Origin of the sequence: Bosea sp. (in: a-proteobacteria), from assembly GCF_023953965.1 — a bacterium.
Lineage (GTDB): Bacteria > Pseudomonadota > Alphaproteobacteria > Rhizobiales > Beijerinckiaceae > Allobosea.
The window spans coordinates 618,423-638,559 of record NZ_JAMLIX010000001.1 but is presented as its reverse complement, the minus strand read 5'-3'; the positions used below and the strand labels follow the sequence as shown (position 1 = coordinate 638,559).

Here is a 20,137-nt window from a genome sequence, read left to right as displayed (position 1 = left end):
CTACTTCGCCGCTTCGATCGTCAAGGTCATGCGGCCGCGCCCGATGCGGCCTTCCTTGTCGGTCGCTTCCACCAGGATGACGTGCCTGCCCGGCGGCGCCACCACTGCCGGCGCTTCGATCCCGTCGGCGGTGATGAAGGGCTTGACGCGCGCCGTCAGGTCCACGGCGGGCTGGCGGTCATAGGTGACCCGGACGCTGGCGGGGTCGATGGCGACCCCGTTGCGCGGCTTGAACTTCACGGCGAAACGGAATGCGCCGTTCACTCCGATCGCGGGCGGGGCGAGCGCATCGATGCCCGGGCCGCGGGTCATGTTGCGTTCCTGCCCGCTCGCGGCGGTGGCCGCCGGCAGGCCGGCTTCTTCCGGCGTGATCAGGCGGACCGGCTCGGCGGCGCGGGCGGTGAAGCAGAATGCTGAGACGAAGCCGGCGGCGAGCGCGAGACGGCGGGCGTTCGGGGAGCGTGTCATCGAGACAATCCTGGAAGACCTGCGAAAAAACCGGTCACCGCGAATATCACCGTACCGGTCGCGACGACAGTCAACCCGATCACCTCGAGCCTGTCCATCGGCATGCTCTCGTCCACGGCCGCAAGCCCCTCGCGCAAGCGGCCTCTCAAGGCGCCTTGTCGTCCCTGTCGGCGGCCGCGATGCGGCGCAGGCCCTGCAGGGCGAGCTCGATCAGTTCGTCATCCGCACGCGCCGAGCAGACCGCATAGATCGGGTAGAAGAAGCTCGGCGCGCCAGGGACGAGATGCAGCCGCCCGGCCGCGACATGCGGCGCGACGATCCGCTGGCGGAAATAGCCCGAGCCGCCCGCCTCGAGCACATAGTTCAGGGCGAGCGGCCCGAGATTGACATAGAGGCCCGGATTGCTGTCGTCGGGAAAGCTGAGCTCGTGGTGCTGCGCGAAATCATGCCCCCAATCGACATAGACGTAGTCGCTGCGCTCCTCGCCGCCGTGGCCGGGCGTGCTCGTGCTGACGAGGACGAGCTTCTCCTCCATCAGGAGCTCGATGCGGGCGCCCGGCCGGTATTCCGGCTGGTACATCACGGCGATGTCGAGGGCGCCGCTCGAAACCTGCCCGGTCAGGCTTTCCGGCAGCCCGGCCTCGACGCGCAGCGCCACGTCCGGCGCCGTCTGGCGCATCCAGCGCAGCCAGTCGGTGAGCCAGGGATGCCACAGGCTGAGCTCGCCGCCGATCGCGAGCACGGCGCGCCGGCCCGGCGGCACCGCGACCTGGTGGCGGGCTCGCTGCCAGAGCTGAAGGAAGCTCGGCGCGTAGCGCAGGAACTGCTCGCCGGCGGCGGTCAGCGTCGCGCCCTTCTTGTTGCGGACGAACAGCGGCCGGCCGAGGCGTTCCTCGAGCGCCCGGATCCGGGCGCTGACGGCGGTCTGGCTGATATGGAGCTGCTCGGCGGCGCGCACGAAGCTGCGCGTCCTGACGGTCTCCAGGAAGGTGCGTGCGAGCTCGGTATCCATGCGGGCCTCCGATGCATTCAATAGCATCTTTATTGCATTGAAAGCGCCATTAAATTCGTTTGATTGCAGGAATTCTCCAGGCACAATGCCAGGGCGGCCGCGCGCCGACATGGGGCCTGTGCGGAACCGCCCGGCGGTTCGGGCCTGGCATCCGGCGCGCCGGCTCGGAGATGGGACGGCATGGACAATGCCTCAGGACGCTGACGCTGCCGGGCTGGTCTCGCTGATCTGGCTCGCCTGCATCTACTGGAACCTCTACTGGTGCCTGGAGCGCATGGGCGCGGCCGGGCAGGCGGGCGAGGCCGAGGCTCCCGGCGAGGCCGCCGGCATCGCGGCCCCTGCCGCGAGCCGCCCGCCCATGGACGCGAGGGCCCTGCCGCCGGCGCTCGCGGGAAGGGTCGAGGCCATCCTCTCCCGCGACGGGGCACAAAGCATCGAGCTTTTCCTCCGGGACCGGCTGGCGAGCTACGAGGCGGTGGTGGCCGCCTTCGACGCCGGCGACCGTGACGCCCTGCGCTGGCTGGTTTCACCGGAAGTCCTCGAGACCTTCGGCACCGCGATCGACCTGCGCGAGATCCGCGGGCAGCGCATCGAGACCGCCTTCGCCTGGATCGAGCCCTCCGATATCGTCGAAGCCCGGATCGACGCGACGCGGATGGAGATCGCGATCCGGTTCGCCGGCGCCTATTTCGAGTTCTCGCGGGATTCCATCGGCCTGCTGGCCAAGGGGGCGCCGGCCATGCGACGCTGCCGCGATGTCTGGACCTTCGCGCAGACCCTCGCGCCGGGAGGGGGCGGCTGGCGCGTCGTGGCGACGGAGGCCGATGCCTGATGGGTGGCGATGACGACGAGCCGGCCGGCTATGCTTCCCCGCCCTGCTTCCTGCACGAGGTCGACCCGGCCTGGTCCGGCCTCGCTCCCGCGCCTGACCCGAGCCCGGCGGCGTGGCGGCGGGCCGAGCGCGAGCGCCTGATCGCGGCCCGCCTCGCGCTGCCGGCCGCCACGCGAACCGCCTTCGCGCAGAAGATCGCGGGCCATCTCGACGCGCTGATCGGCGATCCGGCGGGCGTCCTCGTCAGCGGCTACTGGCCCTTCCGCGGCGAGCCGGACCTGCGCAGCTGGCTGGGCGGCCTCGCCGCACGCGGCGGCCATGCCGCCTTGCCCGTCGTGGTCGCGCGCGGAGAGCCGCTGCTGTTCCGGCCCTGGCGCGCCGGCGACCGGCTGGAGCGCGGCGTCTGGAACATTCCGGTGCCGGCGGCGGGCGAGCCGGTCTTCCCGCGGATCGTCGTCGCGCCGCTGGTCGGCTTCGACGCCGAAGGCTATCGGCTCGGCTATGGCGGCGGCTTCTTCGACCGCACGCTGGCCGCCCTGCCGCCGTCTGCCATCGCGATCGGGGTGGGCTACGAGATGGCGGCGATGGCGACGATCCGCCCGCACGGCTTCGACATCCCGATGCGCTACATCGTCACCGAAACCGGCATCAGATCCTGCCGTGGCGAGCGCGGCAGCCGGCACTGCGAAGCGCTGTTGCGCACGCCTTGAAAGAACCGGCCCGGTTTGCCATGTCCCGTGGCGTCTTCCCCAACGCCGCGACCTGAAAAGCCACGATGACACAGACCCCCGAAAGCCTGAGCTTCGAAGCCGACGTCTCCCGCCTCCTGCATATGATGGTGCACTCGGTCTATTCCGACCGGGACGTGTTCCTGCGCGAGCTGATCTCCAACGCCGCCGACGCCTGCGAGAAGCTGCGCTACGAGGCGATCGCCAGGCCCGAACTCCTCGGCGACGAGCCCAGGCTCGCGATCACCGTCGCGGCCGATCAGGAAGCCGGCCGGCTTTCCGTCGCCGACAACGGCATCGGCATGAGCCGCGACGAGATGATCGAGGCGCTGGGCACCATCGCCCGCTCCGGCACGCGCAGCTTCATGGAGCGCGTCGCGGCGGCGCAGGGCGGGGAGGGCGCCAGGGAAGACGCCAGGGAAGGCGCCAATCTGATCGGCCAGTTCGGCGTCGGCTTCTATTCGGCCTTCATGGTCGCCTCGCGGGTCGAGGTCGTCAGCCGGCGCGCCGGCAGCGAGGAAGCCTGGATCTGGTCCTCGGACGGCAAGGGCGCCTTCACGGTGGCGCCGGCGGCGCTGGAGGAGGCCCCGGCGCGCGGCACGCGGGTGACGCTGCATCTGATGGACGACGCCGGGATCTATGCCGAGCGCTGGACGCTGGAGCGCATCGTCAAGGAGCAGTCCGGCCATGTCCCGGTGCCGATCGCGCTGATCGAGAAGCCGGGCGCCGAGCCCGCCGCGCTCACCGAGGGGGCCGCGCTGTGGACGAAGCCGAAAAGCGGGATCGGCAAGGAGGAATACGCCGATTTCTACCGCAGCGTCGCCGGGCAATATGACGAGCCGGCCGCGACCATCCATTTTCATGCCGAGGGCCGGCATGAATATACCGCGCTCCTCTTCGTGCCGGGCGGCCGCCCGTTCGACCTTTTCGACGCCGACCGCAAGGGGCGCATCAAGCTCTATGTGAAGCGCGTCTTCATCACCGACGAAGCCGAGCTGATGCCGCGCTATCTGCGCTTCGTGCGCGGCATCGTCGATACCGCCGACCTGCCGCTCAACGTCTCGCGCGAGATGATCCAGGACAGCCCCCTCACCGGCGCGATCCGGAAGGGTGTCGCCAACCGGGTCCTGTCCGACCTCGCCAGGCTGGCGGAACAGGAGCCCGAGGCCTTCACGAAGATCTGGGAGAATTTCGGCGCGGTCATCAAGGAAGGGCTCTACGAGGATGTCGAGCGCCGGGCGCAGCTTCTGAGCCTCGCCCGTTTCCGGACGACGGCCTCGGCCGAGGGCTGGCGCAGCTTGAAGGACTATGTCGCCGCGCTGAGGGAGAACCAGACGGCGATCTACTACCTCGCCGGCGACGAGGCCGGCCGGATAGCGGCCTCGCCGCAGCTCGAGGGCTTTCGGGCGCGCGGCATCGAGGTCCTGCTCCTGTCCGATCCGATCGACAGCTTCTGGGTCGCGACCGCGCCCGATTTCGAGGGCAAGCCGTTCAGGTCGGTGACGCAAGGGGCGGCCGATCTTGGCCTGATCCCGCTCATCGACGGCAAGGCGCCGCCGGCGACCGAGACGAGCGCGGAGGTCGCCGCCCTCATCGCCGCGATGAAGACGCTTCTCGCCGATCAGGTCAGCGATGTCCGGCCATCCGAGCGCCTGACCGACAGCGCGGTCTGCCTCGTCGCGCCCGATGGCGGGCCGGACCGGCAGTTCGAGCGCATGCTCGGCGCCATCGGCCGCATCGGTGGCGCGGGCAAGCCCGTCCTCGAGGTCAACCCGCATCACGGCCTGGTCGCGGCCTTCGCCGGCGCCCGTGACGAGGCGCTGCGGGGGGATGTCGCCCATCTCCTGCTCGACAGCGCCCGCCTGCTCGACGGCGAGCGGCCGGAGGATGCGAAAGCCTTCTCCGAGCGGCTGAACCGGCTCATCGCCCGCAGCCTGGGCCCGGCCTGACTCAAGCCCCCGCGGCGAGGCCGCGGCAGGCGAGGCGCACCAGCTCCTCGATCTGACGGTCGAGCGCGCGGCGCGGCACCGCGACGAGCTTCTCCTCGAGGCCGATCGCGACCACGCCGTGGACGGCCGAGAACAGCGTCCGGCCGAGCAGGTTGCGCTCCTCCTCGTCGCGCTCGGGCGCGAGCAGGCGAAGCGGCCCGAGGATGTGCCGGAACAGCGTCATCTGCTCCGACACGGCCCAGTCGGGCATGACCGCGCCTTCGGCCATGCGGTGCTCGAAGAGCACGCGCCAGAGCCGCAGGTTCTCGCGGGCGAAGGCGCTGTAGGCGAGGGCGACCGCGACCAGCGCCTCGACGGCCTCGGCCTGCGACGCGGCCGGTTTCGGCGCCGCGCTCAGTGCCGCATCGAGCCGGGCGAGCGTGCGCGAGCCGACGCGCAGGATAAGCTCGTCCATATCCGCGACGAGATTGTAGATCGCGCCGAGCGAGCAGCCGATCTCGCGGGCGAGCTCGCGCGCCTTCAGGCCGGCGAGGCCCTTTTCGGCGATGGCCCGCTCCGCCGCATCGATCAATCGCTCGCGCTGGCTCTCCCGCCGCGCCGCCGTGCCGGTCATTGTTTCACGCCCGCCCCGCCATGGATGCTTTCTCTTTGAACCATGTTCAAAATATGTCTTGAACATGGTTCAAAAATGCGCTACCCCTTGCCTTGTGAACGATGTTCATAGCAGGGCAAGGCCGATGTTCAAATTGTTTCCGAAGCCTCGCGCGCGGCGACGACCGATCGAGCCCGGCGGCCTGAACCACCGCTGTCGTTCCGGGTTCTTCGCTCCGCGAAGCCCCGGAATGTCAATGGGATTGCAAGCATCGACAGCCTCCAGACCCTGCCCACCCACGAGACCGAATCTCTCCCGAACCCTCGCGAGCGCATGATGATCGACACCTTGTTGCTGAAACGGCGCTTCGCGCCGCTGTTCTGGGCGCAGTTCTTCTCCGCCTTCAACGACAACTTCCTCAAGAATGCGCTGGTCTTCATCATCCTCTACCGGCTCGCCGGCGCGCGTGGCGAGGCGCTGGTGACGCTCGCCGGCGGGCTCTTCATCGCGCCCTTCTTCCTGCTCTCCGGCATCGGCGGGCAGATGGCCGACCGCTTCGACAAGGCGGTGATGGCGCAGCGGCTGAAGCTCGGCGAGATCGGCGCGGCCGCCGTCGCGGCACTCGGTTTCACGCTCCACTCCGTGCCGATGCTCTTCGTCGCGCTCTTCCTCTTCGGCGTCATCGCCGCCCTGTTCGGGCCGATCAAATACGGTATCCTGCCCGATCATCTGAAGCGCGAGGAGCTGCCGGCCGGGAACGCGCTGATCGAGGGTGCGACCTTCATCGCCATCCTGCTCGGCACCATCGCCGGGGGCCTGACTGCGCGGGAAGGCGGGGACGCCGCCCAGCTCAGCCTGCTGATCATGGTCTTCGCCTTTGCCTGCTGGGGCGCGACGCTGTTCATCCCCAGGACCGGCCCGGCCGCGCCCGACCTTGCGATCGACCGCAACATCCTGCGCTCGACCCGCGACCTGCTGAAGGACCTGTGGGCCGACGCGCGGCTGTGGCGTACCGGCGTCATGGTCTCGATCTTCTGGCTGATCGGCGCGGTGGTGATGGCGCTGCTGCCAGCGCTGGTGAAGAACGGCATGGGCGGCACCGAGATGGTCGTCTCGGCCTATCTCGCCACCTTCGCCATCGCCATCGCGGTCGGTTCGGGCGTCGGCTCCTTCCTGGCGAGCGGGCGCATCGTGCTCCTGCCCGTGCCGGTCGCCGGCGTGGTGATGGGCCTGTTCGCGCTCGATCTCGGCTGGGCGGTCTCCGGCCTCGTCGCGCATCAGCCGGCGCAGGATATCGGCGCCTTCTTCGCCGAGGCTTCGGCCTGGCGCGTCGGCATCGATCTCGCCGGTCTCGCTGTCGCCGGCGGCGTCTTCATCGTGCCCTCCTTCGCGGCGACGCAGGCCTGGGCGCCGGCCGAGAAGCGGGCGCGCATCGTCGCCGCCGTCAACGTGCTCTCGGCCGCCTTCATGGTCGCCGGTGCCGCCGTGGTCGCCCTGCTCCAGGCGGCGGGGCTGACGCTCAGCCACCTCTTCCTGCTGATCGGCGCAGCGACGCTCGCCGCGTCCGTCTGGATCTTCCGGACGCTGCCGACCAATCCGCTGAGCGATTTCCTCTCGATCCTGTTCCGCGCCTTCTACCGCGTCGAGGTCACGGGCTGCGAGAACATCGCCAAGGCCGGCGACAACGCCATCATCGCGCTGAACCACGTCTCCTTTCTCGATGCGGCGCTGGCGCTGTCGATCCTCGACAGGGAGCCGGTCTTCGCCATCGACCACGGCATCGCCCAGCGCTGGTGGGTGAAGCCTTTCCTGAAGCTGACGCGCGCCATGCCGCTCGATCCCGCCCGCCCGCTGGCGACGCGCTCGCTGATCAATGCGGTGAAGGGCGGCGAGAGCCTGGTGATCTTCCCGGAAGGGCGCCTCACCGTGACCGGCAGCCTGATGAAGGTCTATGACGGCGTCGGCATGATCGCCGAGAAATCGGCGGCGAAGATCGTGCCGGTCCGGATCGAGGGGCTGGAGGCGACGATCTTCTCGCGGCTGACCCGCGAGCAGGTGCGCCGCCGCTGGTTCCCCAAGGTGCGCGTCACGGTGCTCGATCCGGTCACGCTGACCGTGCCCGGCGAGCTCAGGGGCAAGCCGCGGCGTCAGGCGGCGGGGGCGGCGCTCTACCAGATCATGTCCGACCTGATCTTCCGCACCACCGATATCGACCGCAGCGTCTTTTCGGCCGTGGCGGAGGCCGCGAGGCTCCATGGCAAGAACCGCGTCGCGGTCGAGGACCCGCTCGCCGGCACCCTGACCTACAAGCGCCTGCTGATTGGAGCCGAGGTCATCGGCCGCAAGCTGATGACGCTGGCGGGCAAGGGCGAGGCGGTCGGCGTGATGCTGCCCAACGCCAACGGCGCGGCGGTGACGCTGCTTGGCCTGATGTCGGCGGCGCGCGTGCCGGCGATGATCAACTTCACCGCCGGCGCCGGCAACATCGCCGCCGCCTGCAAGGGGGCTGAAATCCGCACGATCGTGACCTCGCGCGCCTTCGTCGAGAAGGGCCGGATGGGGCCGCTGGTCGAGGCACTCTCGAAGGAGGTGAGTATCGTCTATCTCGAGGACATTCGCGCCACCGTCTCGACGGGCGACAAGCTCAAGGCGCTCTGGCGCCACGGCACTCCGATCGAGGCCGCGAAGGGCTCGGATCGCGCCGCGATCCTGTTCACCTCGGGCTCGGAGGGCGCGCCCAAGGGCGTCGTGCTCAGCCACGCCAATATGCTCGCCAATGCGGCGCAGGCGGCGGCGCGCATCGATTTCGGCCGGCGCGACAAGGTCTTCAACGTGCTGCCGGTGTTCCACTCCTTCGGCCTGACGGCGGGGCTCGTCCTGCCGCTGGTCTCGGGCGTGCCGGTCTATCTCTACCCCTCGCCGCTGCACTACCGGATGGTGCCGGAGCTGGTCTACGGCGCCAACGCGACGATCCTGTTCGGCACCGACACCTTCCTCTCCGGCTATGCCCGTGCCGCCCATCCTTACGATTTGCGCTCGCTGCGCTACATCGTCGCCGGCGCCGAGCCGGTGAAGGACACGACGCGGCGCACCTATATGGAGAAGTTCGGCCTGCGCATCCTCGAAGGCTACGGCGTGACCGAGACCGCGCCGGTGCTGGCGCTGAACACGCCGATGTTCAACCGCTTCGGTACCGTCGGCCGGATCATGCCGGGCATGGAGGCCAGGCTCGAGCCGCTGCCGGGCGTCGCGGAGGGTGGCCGGCTGCATGTGCGCGGCCCCAACATCATGCTGGGCTATCTGAAGGCGGAGAACCCCGGCGTGCTCGAGCCCCCGCCCGAAGGCTGGCACGACACCGGCGACATCGTCGCGATCGACGCGGACGGCTTCGTCACCATCAAGGGCCGGGCCAAGCGCTTCGCCAAGATCGCCGGCGAGATGGTCTCGCTCGCCGCGGTCGAGGCGCTCGCCGCCGAATGCTGGCCGGGCGCGCTCTCCGGCGTCGCGAGCCTCCCCGATGCCCGCAAGGGCGAGCGGCTGGTGCTGGTGACGCAGCAGAAGGACGCGACCCGCGCCGCCTTCCAGGCTTTCGCCAGGGGCAGGGGCGCGGCGGACCTGATGATCCCGGCCGAGGTGATGGTGGTGCCGGCCGTGCCGGTGCTCGGCTCCGGCAAGCTCGACTTCGCCGGCATCGCCCGGTTGGTCAGGGAGCGCGCCGCCTAACCGATATTGCGATAAGTGTCGCTGAGTTTCGCGTCGAGATGGGCGCGCAATTGATCGGCGAAGGATCGCGTCAGTTGCGGTATGGGCCAATGCTCCGGCCAGGCCAGGCTCAGATTGAAGGACATCGCGGGGCGGAACCGCCGCAGCTGCTGGAGGCCGCCGGGAATGCGCGAGGCGGTCAGCCGGTCCACGACGGAGATGCCGACCCCGCGCATCACCAGCTCCATCGCCAGGGACGTCCAGAAGACCTGGACGCGCCGGCGCGTGTAGATCTGCTGCTCGTTGAGCAGGGCCTCCAGCCAGAGCTGCGTGCGGTCGAGATGGTCGTAGGTTATCAGGTCGCGCCCGTTGAGGTCGCTCAGCTCGACGATGTCCTTGCTTTCGAGGGGGTCGCCGGGAGGCACCGCGCAATAGAGCTCCAGATCGATGAGCGGCTCGATCGTGACGCCCGGCAGCTGCGAAAAGCAGAAGCATATGCCGAGATCGACCTGATGCGCCGCCACCCATTCCATGATGCGGGCGGAGCTTCGCGTCTGCATCGCGATGGAGACGGAAGGGCGCTCTTCCAGGAAACCGGCGATGAATTCCGGCATGGCCGTGAGCGACAGCAGGGGAAGGCAGGCGACGGCCAGATGCCCGCGCCTGTTCCCGGCCAGATCCTTCATGAACTGATCGAGCTCGGTGAGGCCGGAGAACAGGCGCTCGACCTGCCCGTAGAGCGCCGTTCCCTCGGGCGTGGGCGCGAGGCGGCCGCCCTTGCGCAGGAACAGCGGCAGGCCGAGCCGGCGCTCCAGCTGCCCGATATATTTGCTGGCCGCCGGCTGTGATATCGTCAGCCGCTCCGCTGCCCGGGAGATCGAGCCTTCGGTCATGACGGCGCGGAAGATTTCGATTTCGCGGATGTTCATCTGCGCCCCCGTCATAGCTTCGCGGTTATGACGTCCCTGAAAATAGCTATTAGGAAGTTATGTAGACAACCGCTACCCCTATTCCGGAAACTGCTTTCGGAGGTTTTCGTGGCCAGCTCCTACGCGCCCATGCAGCTTGCGTTCCCGCCCGATGTCTATCGGGCGAACCTCGCGCTCGTTCAGGCCGATCTGCGCGCCGGCGACCTCGCCGCGGTGACCCTCTTCGATCCGGAGAACATCTATTGGCTGACGGGCTATCGCTCGATCGGCTATTTCACCTTCCAGTGCGTCGTGGTGCTGCCGGAGGGCGCGCCGATCATGGTGTCGCGCCAGGTCAACCACGCCGTCGCCCTGGCCAATGCCAATATCGGGACCTTCGTCGCGATCCAGGATACCGATGATCCGGTCGATATCCTCGCGGGCTTTTTCCGCGAGCGCGTCGCAAGCGCCGGGCCGATCGGCCTGGAGACGGCCTCCACCTATCTCAGCGTGCAGTCCTACCGGAAGCTCGAGGCCGCGCTGCCGGGCCGGCTGGTCGACTGGGGCGGCGTCATCGAGAAGGCGCGCACCATCAAGTCGCCCGATCAGCTCGCCTTCATGCGCCAGGCCGCGAAAGCCGCCGTCGCCGGGCTCGATGCCGCGGTGAAGGCCGTCCGTCCGGGCTGCACCGAGAACGATCTCGCGGCGGCGATGCTGCACGGGGCGACCAAGGCCGGCAGCGAATATACCCGGGTGCCGCTGGTCGTGACGGGGCAGGCGACCGGCGTGTGCTTCACCACCTGGGAGCGCCGCGAGGTCAAGCGCGGCGACGTCGTCTTTCTCGAGGCGGCGGCGAACATCAACCGCTACCATGCGATGATCGCGCGCAACTGCATCGTGGGCCCGGCCACCGCCGAGCACAAGTTTCATGCCCAGGTGGTCATCGACGCGCTGAACCGGGCGATCGACGCCATCCGCCCGGGCGTTACCTCCGGGGCGGTCGATGCGGCCTGCCGGGCGGTCTTCGAGAAGGCGGGGCTCGGCCACTACTTCGACCATCGCACCGCCTACGGCATCGGCATCGGCTTTCCGCCCAACTGGGCCGAGGGGCGCTTCCTGGCGCTGAAGCCCGATGACCCGACGCCGCTGCAGCCGGGCATGACCTTCCATCTCGTGCCCTCGATTTTCATGCCGCAGTTCTGTTTCATGACGAGCGAGAGCGTCGTCGTGACCGAGGACGGCTGCGAGGTCCTCACCGACTATCCGCGCAAGCTGATCGAGCTCGACGTCTAGGGGGCTGTCGGTGATGTCGGCTTCAATCCTGCCGGGGGGCTGAGATGGGAACGAACTGGATCTATCCCACGGTGGCGATCCTGTGCTCGATCGTCCTGTGGCAGCTCTGTGTCACGCTGCTGGCGATGCCGGCCTATCTGCTGCCGCCGCCGCTGGGCGTGCTCGAGCGCCTGGCGAGCGATTTCCGGTTTCTCCTCTATCACTCCTGGATCACGACGCTGGAGACGCTGGGCGGCTTCTTCCTGAGCATCGTCATCGGCATTCCGCTCGGCATCCTGCTGGTCTGGTCGCGCGTGCTGGAGCGGGCGATCATGCCGCTGCTGGTTGTGTCGCAGGCCTTCCCCAAGGTCGCCGTCGCGCCGCTGATCATCATCTGGTTCGGCCTGGGCCTCCTGCCGAAGGTGCTGATCGCCTTCTCCGTCGCCTTCTTCCCCATCGTCGTCAGCACGGTCGCGGGGATGCGCTCGGTCGAATCCGATCTCAACGATCTCGCCCGCTCGATGCAGTCCTCCGCCCTCAAGACGTTCCTGAAGATCAGGCTGCCCTTCGCGATGCCCTATATCTTCTCCGGCCTCAAGGTCGCGATCGCCTTCGCCACCGTCGGCGCCGTGGTCGGCGAATGGGTGGGCGCCGAGAGCGGGCTCGGCTATCTTCTGCTCTCCGCCAACGCCAACCTCGACACCACGCTGCTCTTCAGCGTCCTGGTCGCGCTGATGGTGATCGGCCTGGTGCTTTATTACGCAGTCGAGTTCGCCGAGAGGCTGACGATCCCCTGGCACATCAGTGTCCGGGGGGACGAATTCACCGCACGATGATGACGACGAACGCCAACAGAGGGGAGAAAATAATCATGAAGTTCGGTCTACTGAAAGCGGCCATCGCCGCAACCGCCGCCATCGCGATGAGCGCTGCCGCCCATGCCCAGGACAAGCTCAGCTTCCGGCTGGACTACAGCCTCTACGGCACCCACGCTCCGTTCTTCCTCGGGATCGACAGGGGCTACTACAAGGCCGAGGGGATCGACCTCCAGCTCGGCGAGGGCAGCGGCTCCAGCAATACCGCGAAGCTGATCGCCCAGGGCACCGATCCGATCGGATTCCTGGACTACGGCACCATGGTGAAGGGCATTGCATCCGGCATGCCGCTCAAGGGTGTGTTCGGCGTCCATCAGCGCTCGCCGATGGTCATCATCAGCCATGCGGACGCCCCCATCAAGACGCCGAAGGACCTGGCCGGCAAGGTGCTCGCCATGAGCCAGGCCGAGTCGACCGCCCAGATGTTCCCGGTGCTCGCCGCCGTCGGCGGGCTCGATCCCGCGCAGGTCAACGTGATCTCGCCGGCCGTCGGCGCCAAGACCGCGCTCTTCCTCCAGAAGCGGGCCGACGCGATCACCGGCACCGCCTATTTCCACATCCCGCCGCTCGAGGCACAGGGCGCCAAGATCAGCTATTTCTACTATGCCGATTTCGGCGTCAGCGCCCAGGAAGGCGGCATCGCCGTCAATACCGACTGGCTGAAGACCAATGCCGATCTCGCCCGCCGCTTCATCCGCGCGACAGGCAAGGCGTTCGCTGCGGCGAAGGCCGAGCCGGCGGCCGCGGTCGACGCTCTGGTCAAGCAGCGTCCCGATCTCGTACGCAACCGCGATCTCCTGCTGAGCCAGCTGAAGCTGTCGATGGAGGCGACGTCCACCCCCAACACGCAGGGAATGCCGTTCGGCAAGATGTCCGAGAAGGACTGGCAGGCGATGGTCGACCAGCTCGTCGAGTCCAAGCAGATCAGCGCGAAGCTGCCTCTGGACAAGCTCTACACCAACGAATTCATCTCCGAGTAAGCCATGCCGGACGCCGGGATCGCCCGTGACGAGGCTCATCGGGAAGCGGGCGCGCCCGCTTCCCGTCCCGCCATCGACATCGCCGGAGTGACGCAAAGGTTCGGGGACCTTCTGGCCCTCGATACGATCGATCTCGCCATCCCGGAGGGTGAGTTCCTCTCGGTGCTGGGTCCCTCCGGCTGCGGCAAGAGCACGCTGATGCGCGCGGTCGCCGGGCTCGTCCCGCCGAGCACGGGCACGATCAGGATCGCCGGCGAGGTCGTGACGAAGCCGCATCCCGATGTCGGCATCGTCTTCCAGAAGGCGACGTTGCTGCCCTGGCGCGACGTCGTCGGCAACATCACGCTTCAGCTCGAGATGCGGGGCAAGCGCATCGAGGACTACCGCAGGCGGCTCGACGAGCTGATCGCGCTCACCGGCCTTGCCGGCTTCGAGCGGTCGCTGCCGCACCAGCTTTCCGGCGGCATGCAGCAGCGCGTCGCCCTCTGCCGCGCCCTGATCCACGATCCGCGGATCCTGCTGATGGACGAGCCCTTCGGCGCGCTCGACGCGATGACGCGCGAAACCATGAACCTGGAGCTCCAGCGGGTCTGGCTCGAAAGCCGCAAGACGGTGATGTTCATCACCCACTCGATCTCGGAGGCGGTCTTCCTCTCGGACCGGATCGTGGTGATGAGCAAGCGCCCCGGCCGCATCGCCACCGTCATCGATGTCCGCCTGCCGCGCCCCCGCAACTATACGATGGTGGGCGATCCCACCTTCATCGAGGCCGTGACCCATATCCGGGAGTGCTTCGATGCCGCTGGCATGACGGAGTGAGACATGTCCTTCGATAAACTGCGTTTCGACGACGGGCCTTACCCCCGCGCGCGGCTCGGCTTCGTCGCGGTCGCCAATGCGGGCCTGACGGAAGGCGACATGTTCGCCATGTGCCCGCCGGGCGTGGGGCTGAGCTTCACCCGGGTCCGGATGCAGACCGCCTGCACCGTCGCCAGCCTTTCGGGCATGGAGCGCGACCTCGGCGACGCCCTGGCGACGCTGTCGCCGGGCCGCCAGGACCTCGACGTGTTGTGCTACAACTGCACCGCGGGCAGCTTCGTCATCGGCGAGGACAAGATCATCGCCATGATCGAGGCGACAAGGCCGCAGGGGCGTGCCACCACCTTGCTGTCGGGGGTGCACGCCGCCTTGCGGGCCGTGGGCGCGCGGCGCGTGGCCATGGCCACCGCCTATACAGACGATATCAACGAGCTGGAAAAGGCCCATTTCACCCGGCAGGGCTTCGATGTCGTCAATCTGGCGGGGCTCGGCCTGCTCACCGATGTCGAGATGAACCGCGTTTCGCCCGATTGCCTGATGGATTTCGCGCGCCATGTCGATCGGCCCGAGGCCGATGCCCTCTTCATCAGCTGCGGGGCCCTGCGTTCGACCGGGATCGTCGAGACGCTGGAGCGCGAGCTCGGCAAGCCCGTGATCGGCAGCAATCAGGCCAGCATGTGGAATTGCCTGCGCCTGGCCGGTATCCGGGACCGCATGGCCGGCTTCGGATCCCTGTTGCGCGATCATTGAGTCGTTCGCGTCGCCCGTGAGACGGCGCCGACGCCTTCCCCGGCGGTATGAAGGAATTTCATATCTGCGACGGCTCATGACTTCAAAGAGATGGCAAGGGCGTATCCCGGTCCGCTATCGTTACGGAAGTAACGCGTTCCAGGGATCGTCATGAGTACGTCGCAAATATCTACTAATGTAGATACGAGTTTGTACTTCGCGCATCGCTGCCGGGTCTGTAAGATTATCTATTTCGACACTTTACAGGAAACAAGCTCAACTAGAACATGTGTCGGATGTGATCGCCCCTTGCAACCCCCCTTCATCTCCGGCGTTGAGGCCGGGGCCACGGGGCGCGGCGGCAGGGCCCCGGGCGACCCCGGCATCCGCACGACGAAGCCATGACCTGGGGGGCCGGTCCGATATTCTAGATCATCGCGCGCCCTGCCGGACGCGATAACGATGCTCTATCTCATTGCTGGAGCATCGGATTTTTCCGAAAAGTGGATTCCACTTTTCGTATCCGATGCTCTAGCGCGAGGCGGGAGGAGCCTGCCGCGTGTCCCGTGCTTCCGGCAGGCCCTCCTGGCGATAGAGCTGCGTGAGGCGCTGGCGGATCCGCTTATGGGCGGTCTCGTTCGTGCGCGTGCGCAGCCAGGTCATGAACAGCGGCGACGGCTCCGCCGGCACGGGGCAGTCGAGGACGCGCAGCGGCAGGTTGCGCGCATAGAGCGCGATGTCCTCGCGATAGCCGGTGCCGACATGGTCGCTCTGGCTGGCGACCAGCGCCGCATGGAAATGCGTATGGACGCGCGCGCCGATGGTCCTGCTGCCGTTGCGGGCGGCGAGCGCCTGCCTGAGGGTCGAGCGGCTGTCCGCCGTCGGCGTGTCCAGGATCACATGCGACATCTTCAGATAGCGATCGATGGTGAAGTCCGCCGCGGCGATGGCGCTGTCGGACCGGACATAGCAGTTGTAGTGGCGATCCTTGACGAACTCCGATTCGAGGTCGGAATCCGGGGCCGGCTTCGCGTCGAAGACGATGTCGAGGTAGCGCAGCCGGAGCATCTTCTTCCAGTCGCTGCCGCCGACGGCGCGGAAGGTCAGCGCCGTCTCGGCGGAGATCTCCCTGAGGGCCTCCATCGTCGCCGAGACCAGGGCGGGGCCTTCGTCGAGGGGCTCGGTCACGCCGCATTGGAAGCGCGGGCCGATCGCGGTCTCCCCGGCGTGTTCGGGCGAGACGATCTCCCGCCGGATGACGCCGAGCGCCGAGGCGACCGGGGCGCGCAGCCTGAGCGCCTTGGCGGTCGGCTCGATCCCGTAGCGCGACCGCACGAAGAGCGGGTCCTGGAATTGCGAGCGCAGCTTGGCCAGGGCATGGCTCACCGCCGATTGCGACATGCCCAGCTTCTGCGCGGCCCGCGACAGGTTCTGCTCAGCCAGCAGGGCTTCGAGAATGGGCAGGAGATTGAGGTTGAAATTCCGCAGGCTCGCGCCCTTGCTGGCTGTCCGAACCAGCCCCGGATAGCCGGCTTCGTCGCCGCAGAGCGGATCCGTATCGGGGGCCTCGTCGTTCTCGGCCGCGAAATCCGCCAGGGACCCATCGCGTGACGTATCGGAGCGAGGCGGCATCGCGGGTCCCTTCAGATCATGCCGGGATCGGCACGCCGATATGAACGAGCTCCCTGTGAACCGGTTCCATAGCCGTCAGCCGAGCTCCTTCAGGCGCCGCTCCTGCCGCGCGACGAGCCGCTCGATATCGGCGACGTCCAGCTTCGACAAGGCCCCACCCGGCTTGCGCAGGGTGGCCGAGGCGATCGCGCCGCGCTTCGCCAGCGTGTATTTGCGGATGGAAAGGCCCAGCCCCGGCTGCTGCTCGTAGCGCGCCAGAGGCAGATAGGCGTCGAAGAGGTCCTGCGCCCGCTCGACCTCGCCGGCGGCATGCGCCTTCCAGACATCGACCATCATCTCGGGATAGGCGAAGCCCGTCATGGCGCCGTCCGCCCCGCGCGACATCTCCTCCGGCAGGAACAGCCCGCCATTGCCGACGAGGATCGAGATGCGGCGGCTGCCCTGGTCGCTCGCCGCGCGCAGGGCGGAAATCTTGGCGAGGCCCGGCCAGTCCTCATGCTTGAGCATGACGCAAGCGGGATGGGCGGCGACGATCCTCAGGATCGTGGCCGGAGTGATCTGCACCTGGGTGACGAGCGGGAAATCCTGCAGGACGAAGGGCGTCTTCGGCCCGAGCGTCTCGGCGACCATGGCGTAATAGGAGACGATCTGGTCGTCGGTCCGCAGATTGGAGGGCGGTGCGACCATCACGCCGGCGGCGCCGTCGTCCATCACGCGCTCGCTGAGCTCGCGCATCGCCGCGAAGCCGGCGGAGGAGACACCGGCGACGACCGGGATGCGGCCCTGCACCCGCGCCAGCACGCGGCGCACGAAGATGCGGGATTCATCGGCCGTCAGCTTCGGCGCTTCGCCCATCATGCCGAGGACCGTGAGCCCGGTCGCGCCCTTCTCCAGATAGAAATCGACCATCCGGTCGGTGCTATCGAGATCGAGCGCCCCGGTTTCGGTAAAGGGCGTCACCGCGATGACGTAGACACCCTTCGCGGTTTCATCGAGCAGAGCCATGATCGTCCTCAGTTGGGGGTGGTTTGCATGGGGTTTTGGCGGGATGCGCGCAAATCGTGGCCGGGCCTTCGGGTGAAAACGTCGTCATGGGCCGAAGGTCAGCTCGCCGGAGCTTCGGCGCTGGTCACGCCGTCGATCAGGTTCAGGCTCAGGAGCAGTTCGCTGCTCAGGCCGGCCTCGAGCGGCGCGAGCTTGCCGTCCAGCCCGTCGATCAGGCTTTTCATGGCGCGCGCGGCCTCTATCGCCTCGTCCAGGGTGACGAGGCGCAGCCGGACGGCGGTTCCGGACGGCAACTGGGCGAAACGCCCGATATCGGCGCTGATGATGGTCGCGATCTTGGGGTAGCCGCCGGTCGTCTGCCGGTCCCGGAGCAGCACGATCGGCCGGCCGTTGCCGGGGACCTGGATCGCGCCCTCGACGATGCCATCGGAAACGATGTTGTAGCCATGGCGGTGCTGCAGGGGCGGCCCGTCCAGCTGCAACCCCATCCGGTCGCGCAGGGCGCCGATGCGATAGTCGCCGCGACAGAGCCGGGCGATCATGGACGGGTCGAAATAATCGTCCTGCGGACCGGCCAGGATGCGGATCGGCCCTGGGTCGTCGAACGGATTGCCGATGAGCCGCTTCGGCGTGCCGTCCGTGTCGTCGCCGCCCCGAACAGCAGAGCCTGGCCCGAGCGCCGGGCCGCCGATGGCGGAGCGGCGGTGCTGGGAGCGGCTGCCCATCTCGCGCGGACCGGCGACGCCGCCCCGGACCGCCAGATAGGCATAGACGGCGCGGGCGCCGGCGCGGGCGATGACGGTCTCGCCGTCGCGGACCTCGACGCTCGACAGCTGGGGGATCCGCCTGCCTTCGACCTCGAGCTGGCAATCGGGGCCGGCGAGCGCGATGAGCAGGCTGCCCTCGGCGACGAAGCGCGTGACGCCCACCCCCAGCTCGACCGCGGCGGAATCGGCTGGGTTGCCGACCAGCACATTGGCTACGGCCAGCGAAAGCGGATCGATCGCGCCCGCCGGCGAGACGCCGAAACGCTGGAATCCGAGGCGCCCGCGATCCTGGATCGAGATCGCCGGGCCGCAGGCCGTTATCAGAAGCGCGCCCATCACGGCTCGCTCACGGCGACCGGTTCGCCGGCGGCGGCGCGCTGATCGAGCGCTGGCCATTCATCGGCGGCGATGCGCTCGAATCGAATCGCGTCGCCGGGCTCGTACAGGAAGACGGGCTCTCTTTGCGGCATGAAGCCGCGAACCGGCGTGCGTCCGAGCATGTGCCATCCGCTCGGCCCCTCGACGCTGGAGATCGCGCATTGCGCTCCGCCGATCGAGACCGATTGCGCCGGGACGAGTTGCCTCGGCTCGGGACGCCGCGGCGTCGCCAGGGCGGGATCGAGCCCGCTGAGATAGGCGAAGCCGGGCATGAAGCCGATCATGGCGACCGTGTAGGTCGCGCCCTGATGCCGCCCGATCAGCTCCTCGGCGCTCAGGCCGTGCACTGCCGCGGTCGCTTCCAGGTCCATGCCGAACGCGCCGCCATACACGACCGGCACGCGCCAGCGCCGCGCGCTGCGCTTGACCGCGATGTCGCTTGCCGCCAGCGCTCGGATGCGCGTCTTGAGGCCGGGGAGATCGACGACGAGCGGGTCGAAGATCACGAGCAGCGAGCGGTAGGTCGGCACGGTTTCGAGCACGCCGCGCGGAGCCTCGCTCGCGAGAGCCGCGTCGAGCGCGAGCACGCGGGCGTTGAGGCCGGCATCGATCACCGATCCGAATTCCACGGTGAGCGCCGTGTCGCCGAAGCTCAGCAGCCGGATCTCCGAAGCCGCCGCCGCTTTCTCGCCTGCCTCTGCTGGTGTTGCCCGGGTCACTGGAACCTACTTGAATCCGGCGATCGTGACGCCGGCGGCTTCGAGCGCGTCGCGCAGCGTTCTGGCCGCGGCGACCGCGTTGGGGTTATCGCCGTGGAGGCAGATGGAGTCGATCGCGACCGGCAGCCTCTTGCCGCTCGTCGCGATCAGCGCCCCTGCGTCGAGCATCCGCAGCACATGGTCCCTGGCCGCGAGCGGGTCGTGGATGACCGCTCCCGGCCGCGAGCGGTCCGTCAGGTTGAAGCTGTCGTCATAGCTGCGGTCCGCATAGATCTCGCGGAAATAGGCGAGCCCCAGCTTTTGCGCCGCCTTCTCGGTGGGCAGCCCCGGCATCACCAGGAAGAGGGCCGATGGCGCCGCCGCCTTGATGCCGCGGCCGACCGCGAGCGCGAGTTCCTCGTCGTCGTTGCACATGTTGCCGAGCGCGCCATGCGTCTTCACATGCGTCATCCTGTGCCCGGAAAGCTCCGCCATCGCGGCGAAGGCGCCGACCTGGTAGGCGACGAGGTTCTCGATCTCGCGCGGCGTGATCCCACAGATCCGCCGCCGGCCGAAGTTCAGGAGATCGTGGAAGCCGGGATGCGCCCCGACCGCGACGCCCTTGCTGCGCGCGAGCGCGGCGGTGCGGCGCATCACCTCCGGATCGCCGGCATGGAAGCCGCAGGCGACGTTCGCGGTCGTGACGATGTCGAACATGGCGCCGTCGTCGCCCATCGTCCAGGCACCGAAGCTTTCGCCGACATCCGCGTTGAGATCGATCTTCATTCCGG

The 20,137-nt window shown here is 68.2% G+C and carries 18 protein-coding genes; 9 read left to right on the top strand and 9 right to left on the bottom strand.

Translation table 11 applies throughout. The features are described from left to right. Positions 1-468 carry a hypothetical protein gene (locus M9917_RS03005; RefSeq protein ID WP_297250815.1) on the bottom strand — a complete coding sequence of 156 codons (468 nt, stop codon included), beginning with the start codon at positions 466-468 and terminating at the stop codon, positions 1-3. A gap of 145 nt (positions 469-613) precedes the next feature. Then, a complete protein-coding gene (locus M9917_RS03000; protein ID WP_297250814.1) occupies positions 614-1,480 on the bottom strand; it encodes a LysR family transcriptional regulator in 867 nt (288 codons plus the stop codon). A gap of 187 nt (positions 1,481-1,667) precedes the next feature. Here M9917_RS03000 and M9917_RS02995 point away from each other — a divergent pair, with 187 nt between their 5' ends. From M9917_RS02995 to htpG, 3 genes are all read left to right on the top strand, one after another. Beyond that, complete coding sequence (locus tag M9917_RS02995; RefSeq protein WP_297250813.1) at positions 1,668-2,312, top strand: Tim44 domain-containing protein; 645 nt, start codon at positions 1,668-1,670, stop codon at positions 2,310-2,312. Next, the gene (locus M9917_RS02990; RefSeq protein ID WP_297250812.1) at positions 2,312-3,022 is read left to right on the top strand and encodes a 5-formyltetrahydrofolate cyclo-ligase; all 711 of its coding nucleotides are present in this window, start codon (positions 2,312-2,314) and stop codon (positions 3,020-3,022) included. Before M9917_RS02995 ends, M9917_RS02990 begins: the two co-directional genes overlap by 1 nt. Before the next feature lie 65 nt (positions 3,023-3,087). Further along, a complete protein-coding gene (gene htpG / locus M9917_RS02985) occupies positions 3,088-4,989 on the top strand; it encodes a molecular chaperone HtpG (protein ID WP_297250811.1) in 1,902 nt (633 codons plus the stop codon). 1 nt (position 4,990) lies between these two features. On the opposite strand, the gene M9917_RS02980 is transcribed toward htpG, so the two are convergent. Further along, positions 4,991-5,602: a TetR/AcrR family transcriptional regulator gene (locus tag M9917_RS02980; RefSeq protein WP_297250810.1), complete on the bottom strand. Its 612-nt coding sequence runs from the start codon at positions 5,600-5,602 to the stop codon at positions 4,991-4,993. Positions 5,603-5,917: 315 nt separating this feature from the next. Between M9917_RS02980 and M9917_RS02975 the strand changes: the two genes are divergently transcribed. Continuing rightward, positions 5,918-9,304 (top strand): acyl-[ACP]--phospholipid O-acyltransferase, encoded by a 3,387-nt coding sequence (locus tag M9917_RS02975; RefSeq protein WP_297250809.1) that lies wholly within the window; start codon positions 5,918-5,920, stop codon positions 9,302-9,304. On the opposite strand, the gene M9917_RS02970 is transcribed toward M9917_RS02975, so the two are convergent. After that, a complete protein-coding gene (locus tag M9917_RS02970) occupies positions 9,301-10,212 on the bottom strand; it encodes a LysR family transcriptional regulator (RefSeq protein WP_297250808.1) in 912 nt (303 codons plus the stop codon). The two genes, M9917_RS02975 and M9917_RS02970, sit on opposite strands and share 4 nt — an antisense overlap. Positions 10,213-10,320: 108 nt before the next feature. Between M9917_RS02970 and M9917_RS02965 the strand changes: the two genes are divergently transcribed. From M9917_RS02965 to M9917_RS02945, 5 genes are read left to right on the top strand one after another with little or no spacing between them, the layout of a single operon-like run. Next, complete coding sequence (locus tag M9917_RS02965) at positions 10,321-11,484, top strand: M24 family metallopeptidase (protein ID WP_297250807.1); 1,164 nt, start codon at positions 10,321-10,323, stop codon at positions 11,482-11,484. 44 nt (positions 11,485-11,528) lie between these two features. Next, on the top strand, positions 11,529-12,299 hold the full coding sequence (locus tag M9917_RS02960; protein WP_297250806.1) for an ABC transporter permease: 771 nt from the start codon (positions 11,529-11,531) through the stop codon (positions 12,297-12,299). A 35-nt stretch (positions 12,300-12,334) separates the two neighbouring features. After that, positions 12,335-13,318, top strand: coding sequence for an ABC transporter substrate-binding protein (locus M9917_RS02955; protein ID WP_297250805.1), 984 nt, complete (start codon positions 12,335-12,337; stop codon positions 13,316-13,318). 3 nt (positions 13,319-13,321) lie between these two features. Further along, complete coding sequence (locus tag M9917_RS02950; RefSeq protein WP_297250804.1) at positions 13,322-14,137, top strand: ABC transporter ATP-binding protein; 816 nt, start codon at positions 13,322-13,324, stop codon at positions 14,135-14,137. 3 nt (positions 14,138-14,140) lie between these two features. Further along, positions 14,141-14,887, top strand: a complete 747-nt coding sequence (locus M9917_RS02945) for a maleate cis-trans isomerase family protein (RefSeq protein WP_297250803.1) — start codon at positions 14,141-14,143, stop codon at positions 14,885-14,887. 510 nt (positions 14,888-15,397) lie between these two features. On the opposite strand, the gene M9917_RS02940 is transcribed toward M9917_RS02945, so the two are convergent. From M9917_RS02940 to M9917_RS02920, 5 genes are all read right to left on the bottom strand, one after another. Next, positions 15,398-16,498, bottom strand: a complete 1,101-nt coding sequence (locus M9917_RS02940; protein ID WP_297250802.1) for a LysR family transcriptional regulator — start codon at positions 16,496-16,498, stop codon at positions 15,398-15,400. A gap of 75 nt (positions 16,499-16,573) precedes the next feature. After that, complete coding sequence (locus tag M9917_RS02935; protein ID WP_297250801.1) at positions 16,574-17,503, bottom strand: dihydrodipicolinate synthase family protein; 930 nt, start codon at positions 17,501-17,503, stop codon at positions 16,574-16,576. A 98-nt stretch (positions 17,504-17,601) separates the two neighbouring features. Next, positions 17,602-18,606: a 5-oxoprolinase subunit C family protein gene (locus M9917_RS02930; protein ID WP_297250800.1), complete on the bottom strand. Its 1,005-nt coding sequence runs from the start codon at positions 18,604-18,606 to the stop codon at positions 17,602-17,604. Next, positions 18,606-19,367, bottom strand: coding sequence for a 5-oxoprolinase subunit PxpB (gene pxpB / locus M9917_RS02925; RefSeq protein WP_297250799.1), 762 nt, complete (start codon positions 19,365-19,367; stop codon positions 18,606-18,608). The genes M9917_RS02930 and pxpB overlap by 1 nt, the downstream gene beginning before the upstream one ends. A 6-nt stretch (positions 19,368-19,373) precedes the next feature. After that, positions 19,374-20,132, bottom strand: a complete 759-nt coding sequence (locus tag M9917_RS02920; protein ID WP_297250798.1) for a LamB/YcsF family protein — start codon at positions 20,130-20,132, stop codon at positions 19,374-19,376. Between the last annotated feature and the right edge of the window lie 5 nt (positions 20,133-20,137).

Bases quoted from the DNA above. Each gene is read 5' to 3' on its own strand.
- M9917_RS03005 (WP_297250815.1), bottom strand. From the start codon at position 468: ATGACACGCTCCCCGAACGCCCGCCGTCTCGCGCTCGCCGCCGGCTTC.
- M9917_RS03000 (WP_297250814.1), bottom strand. From the start codon at position 1,480: ATGGATACCGAGCTCGCACGCACCTTCCTGGAGACCGTCAGGACGCGC.
- M9917_RS02995 (WP_297250813.1), top strand. From the start codon at position 1,668: ATGCCTCAGGACGCTGACGCTGCCGGGCTGGTCTCGCTGATCTGGCTC.
- M9917_RS02990 (WP_297250812.1), top strand. From the start codon at position 2,312: ATGGGTGGCGATGACGACGAGCCGGCCGGCTATGCTTCCCCGCCCTGC.
- htpG (WP_297250811.1), top strand. From the start codon at position 3,088: ATGACACAGACCCCCGAAAGCCTGAGCTTCGAAGCCGACGTCTCCCGC.
- M9917_RS02980 (WP_297250810.1), bottom strand. From the start codon at position 5,602: ATGACCGGCACGGCGGCGCGGCGGGAGAGCCAGCGCGAGCGATTGATC.
- M9917_RS02975 (WP_297250809.1), top strand. From the start codon at position 5,918: ATGATCGACACCTTGTTGCTGAAACGGCGCTTCGCGCCGCTGTTCTGG.
- M9917_RS02970 (WP_297250808.1), bottom strand. From the start codon at position 10,212: ATGAACATCCGCGAAATCGAAATCTTCCGCGCCGTCATGACCGAAGGC.
- M9917_RS02960 (WP_297250806.1), top strand. From the start codon at position 11,529: ATGGGAACGAACTGGATCTATCCCACGGTGGCGATCCTGTGCTCGATC.
- M9917_RS02955 (WP_297250805.1), top strand. From the start codon at position 12,335: ATGAAGTTCGGTCTACTGAAAGCGGCCATCGCCGCAACCGCCGCCATC.
- M9917_RS02950 (WP_297250804.1), top strand. From the start codon at position 13,322: ATGCCGGACGCCGGGATCGCCCGTGACGAGGCTCATCGGGAAGCGGGC.
- M9917_RS02945 (WP_297250803.1), top strand. From the start codon at position 14,141: ATGTCCTTCGATAAACTGCGTTTCGACGACGGGCCTTACCCCCGCGCG.
- M9917_RS02940 (WP_297250802.1), bottom strand. From the start codon at position 16,498: ATGCCGCCTCGCTCCGATACGTCACGCGATGGGTCCCTGGCGGATTTC.
- M9917_RS02935 (WP_297250801.1), bottom strand. From the start codon at position 17,503: ATGGCTCTGCTCGATGAAACCGCGAAGGGTGTCTACGTCATCGCGGTG.
- M9917_RS02930 (WP_297250800.1), bottom strand. From the start codon at position 18,606: ATGGGCGCGCTTCTGATAACGGCCTGCGGCCCGGCGATCTCGATCCAG.
- M9917_RS02920 (WP_297250798.1), bottom strand. From the start codon at position 20,132: ATGAAGATCGATCTCAACGCGGATGTCGGCGAAAGCTTCGGTGCCTGG.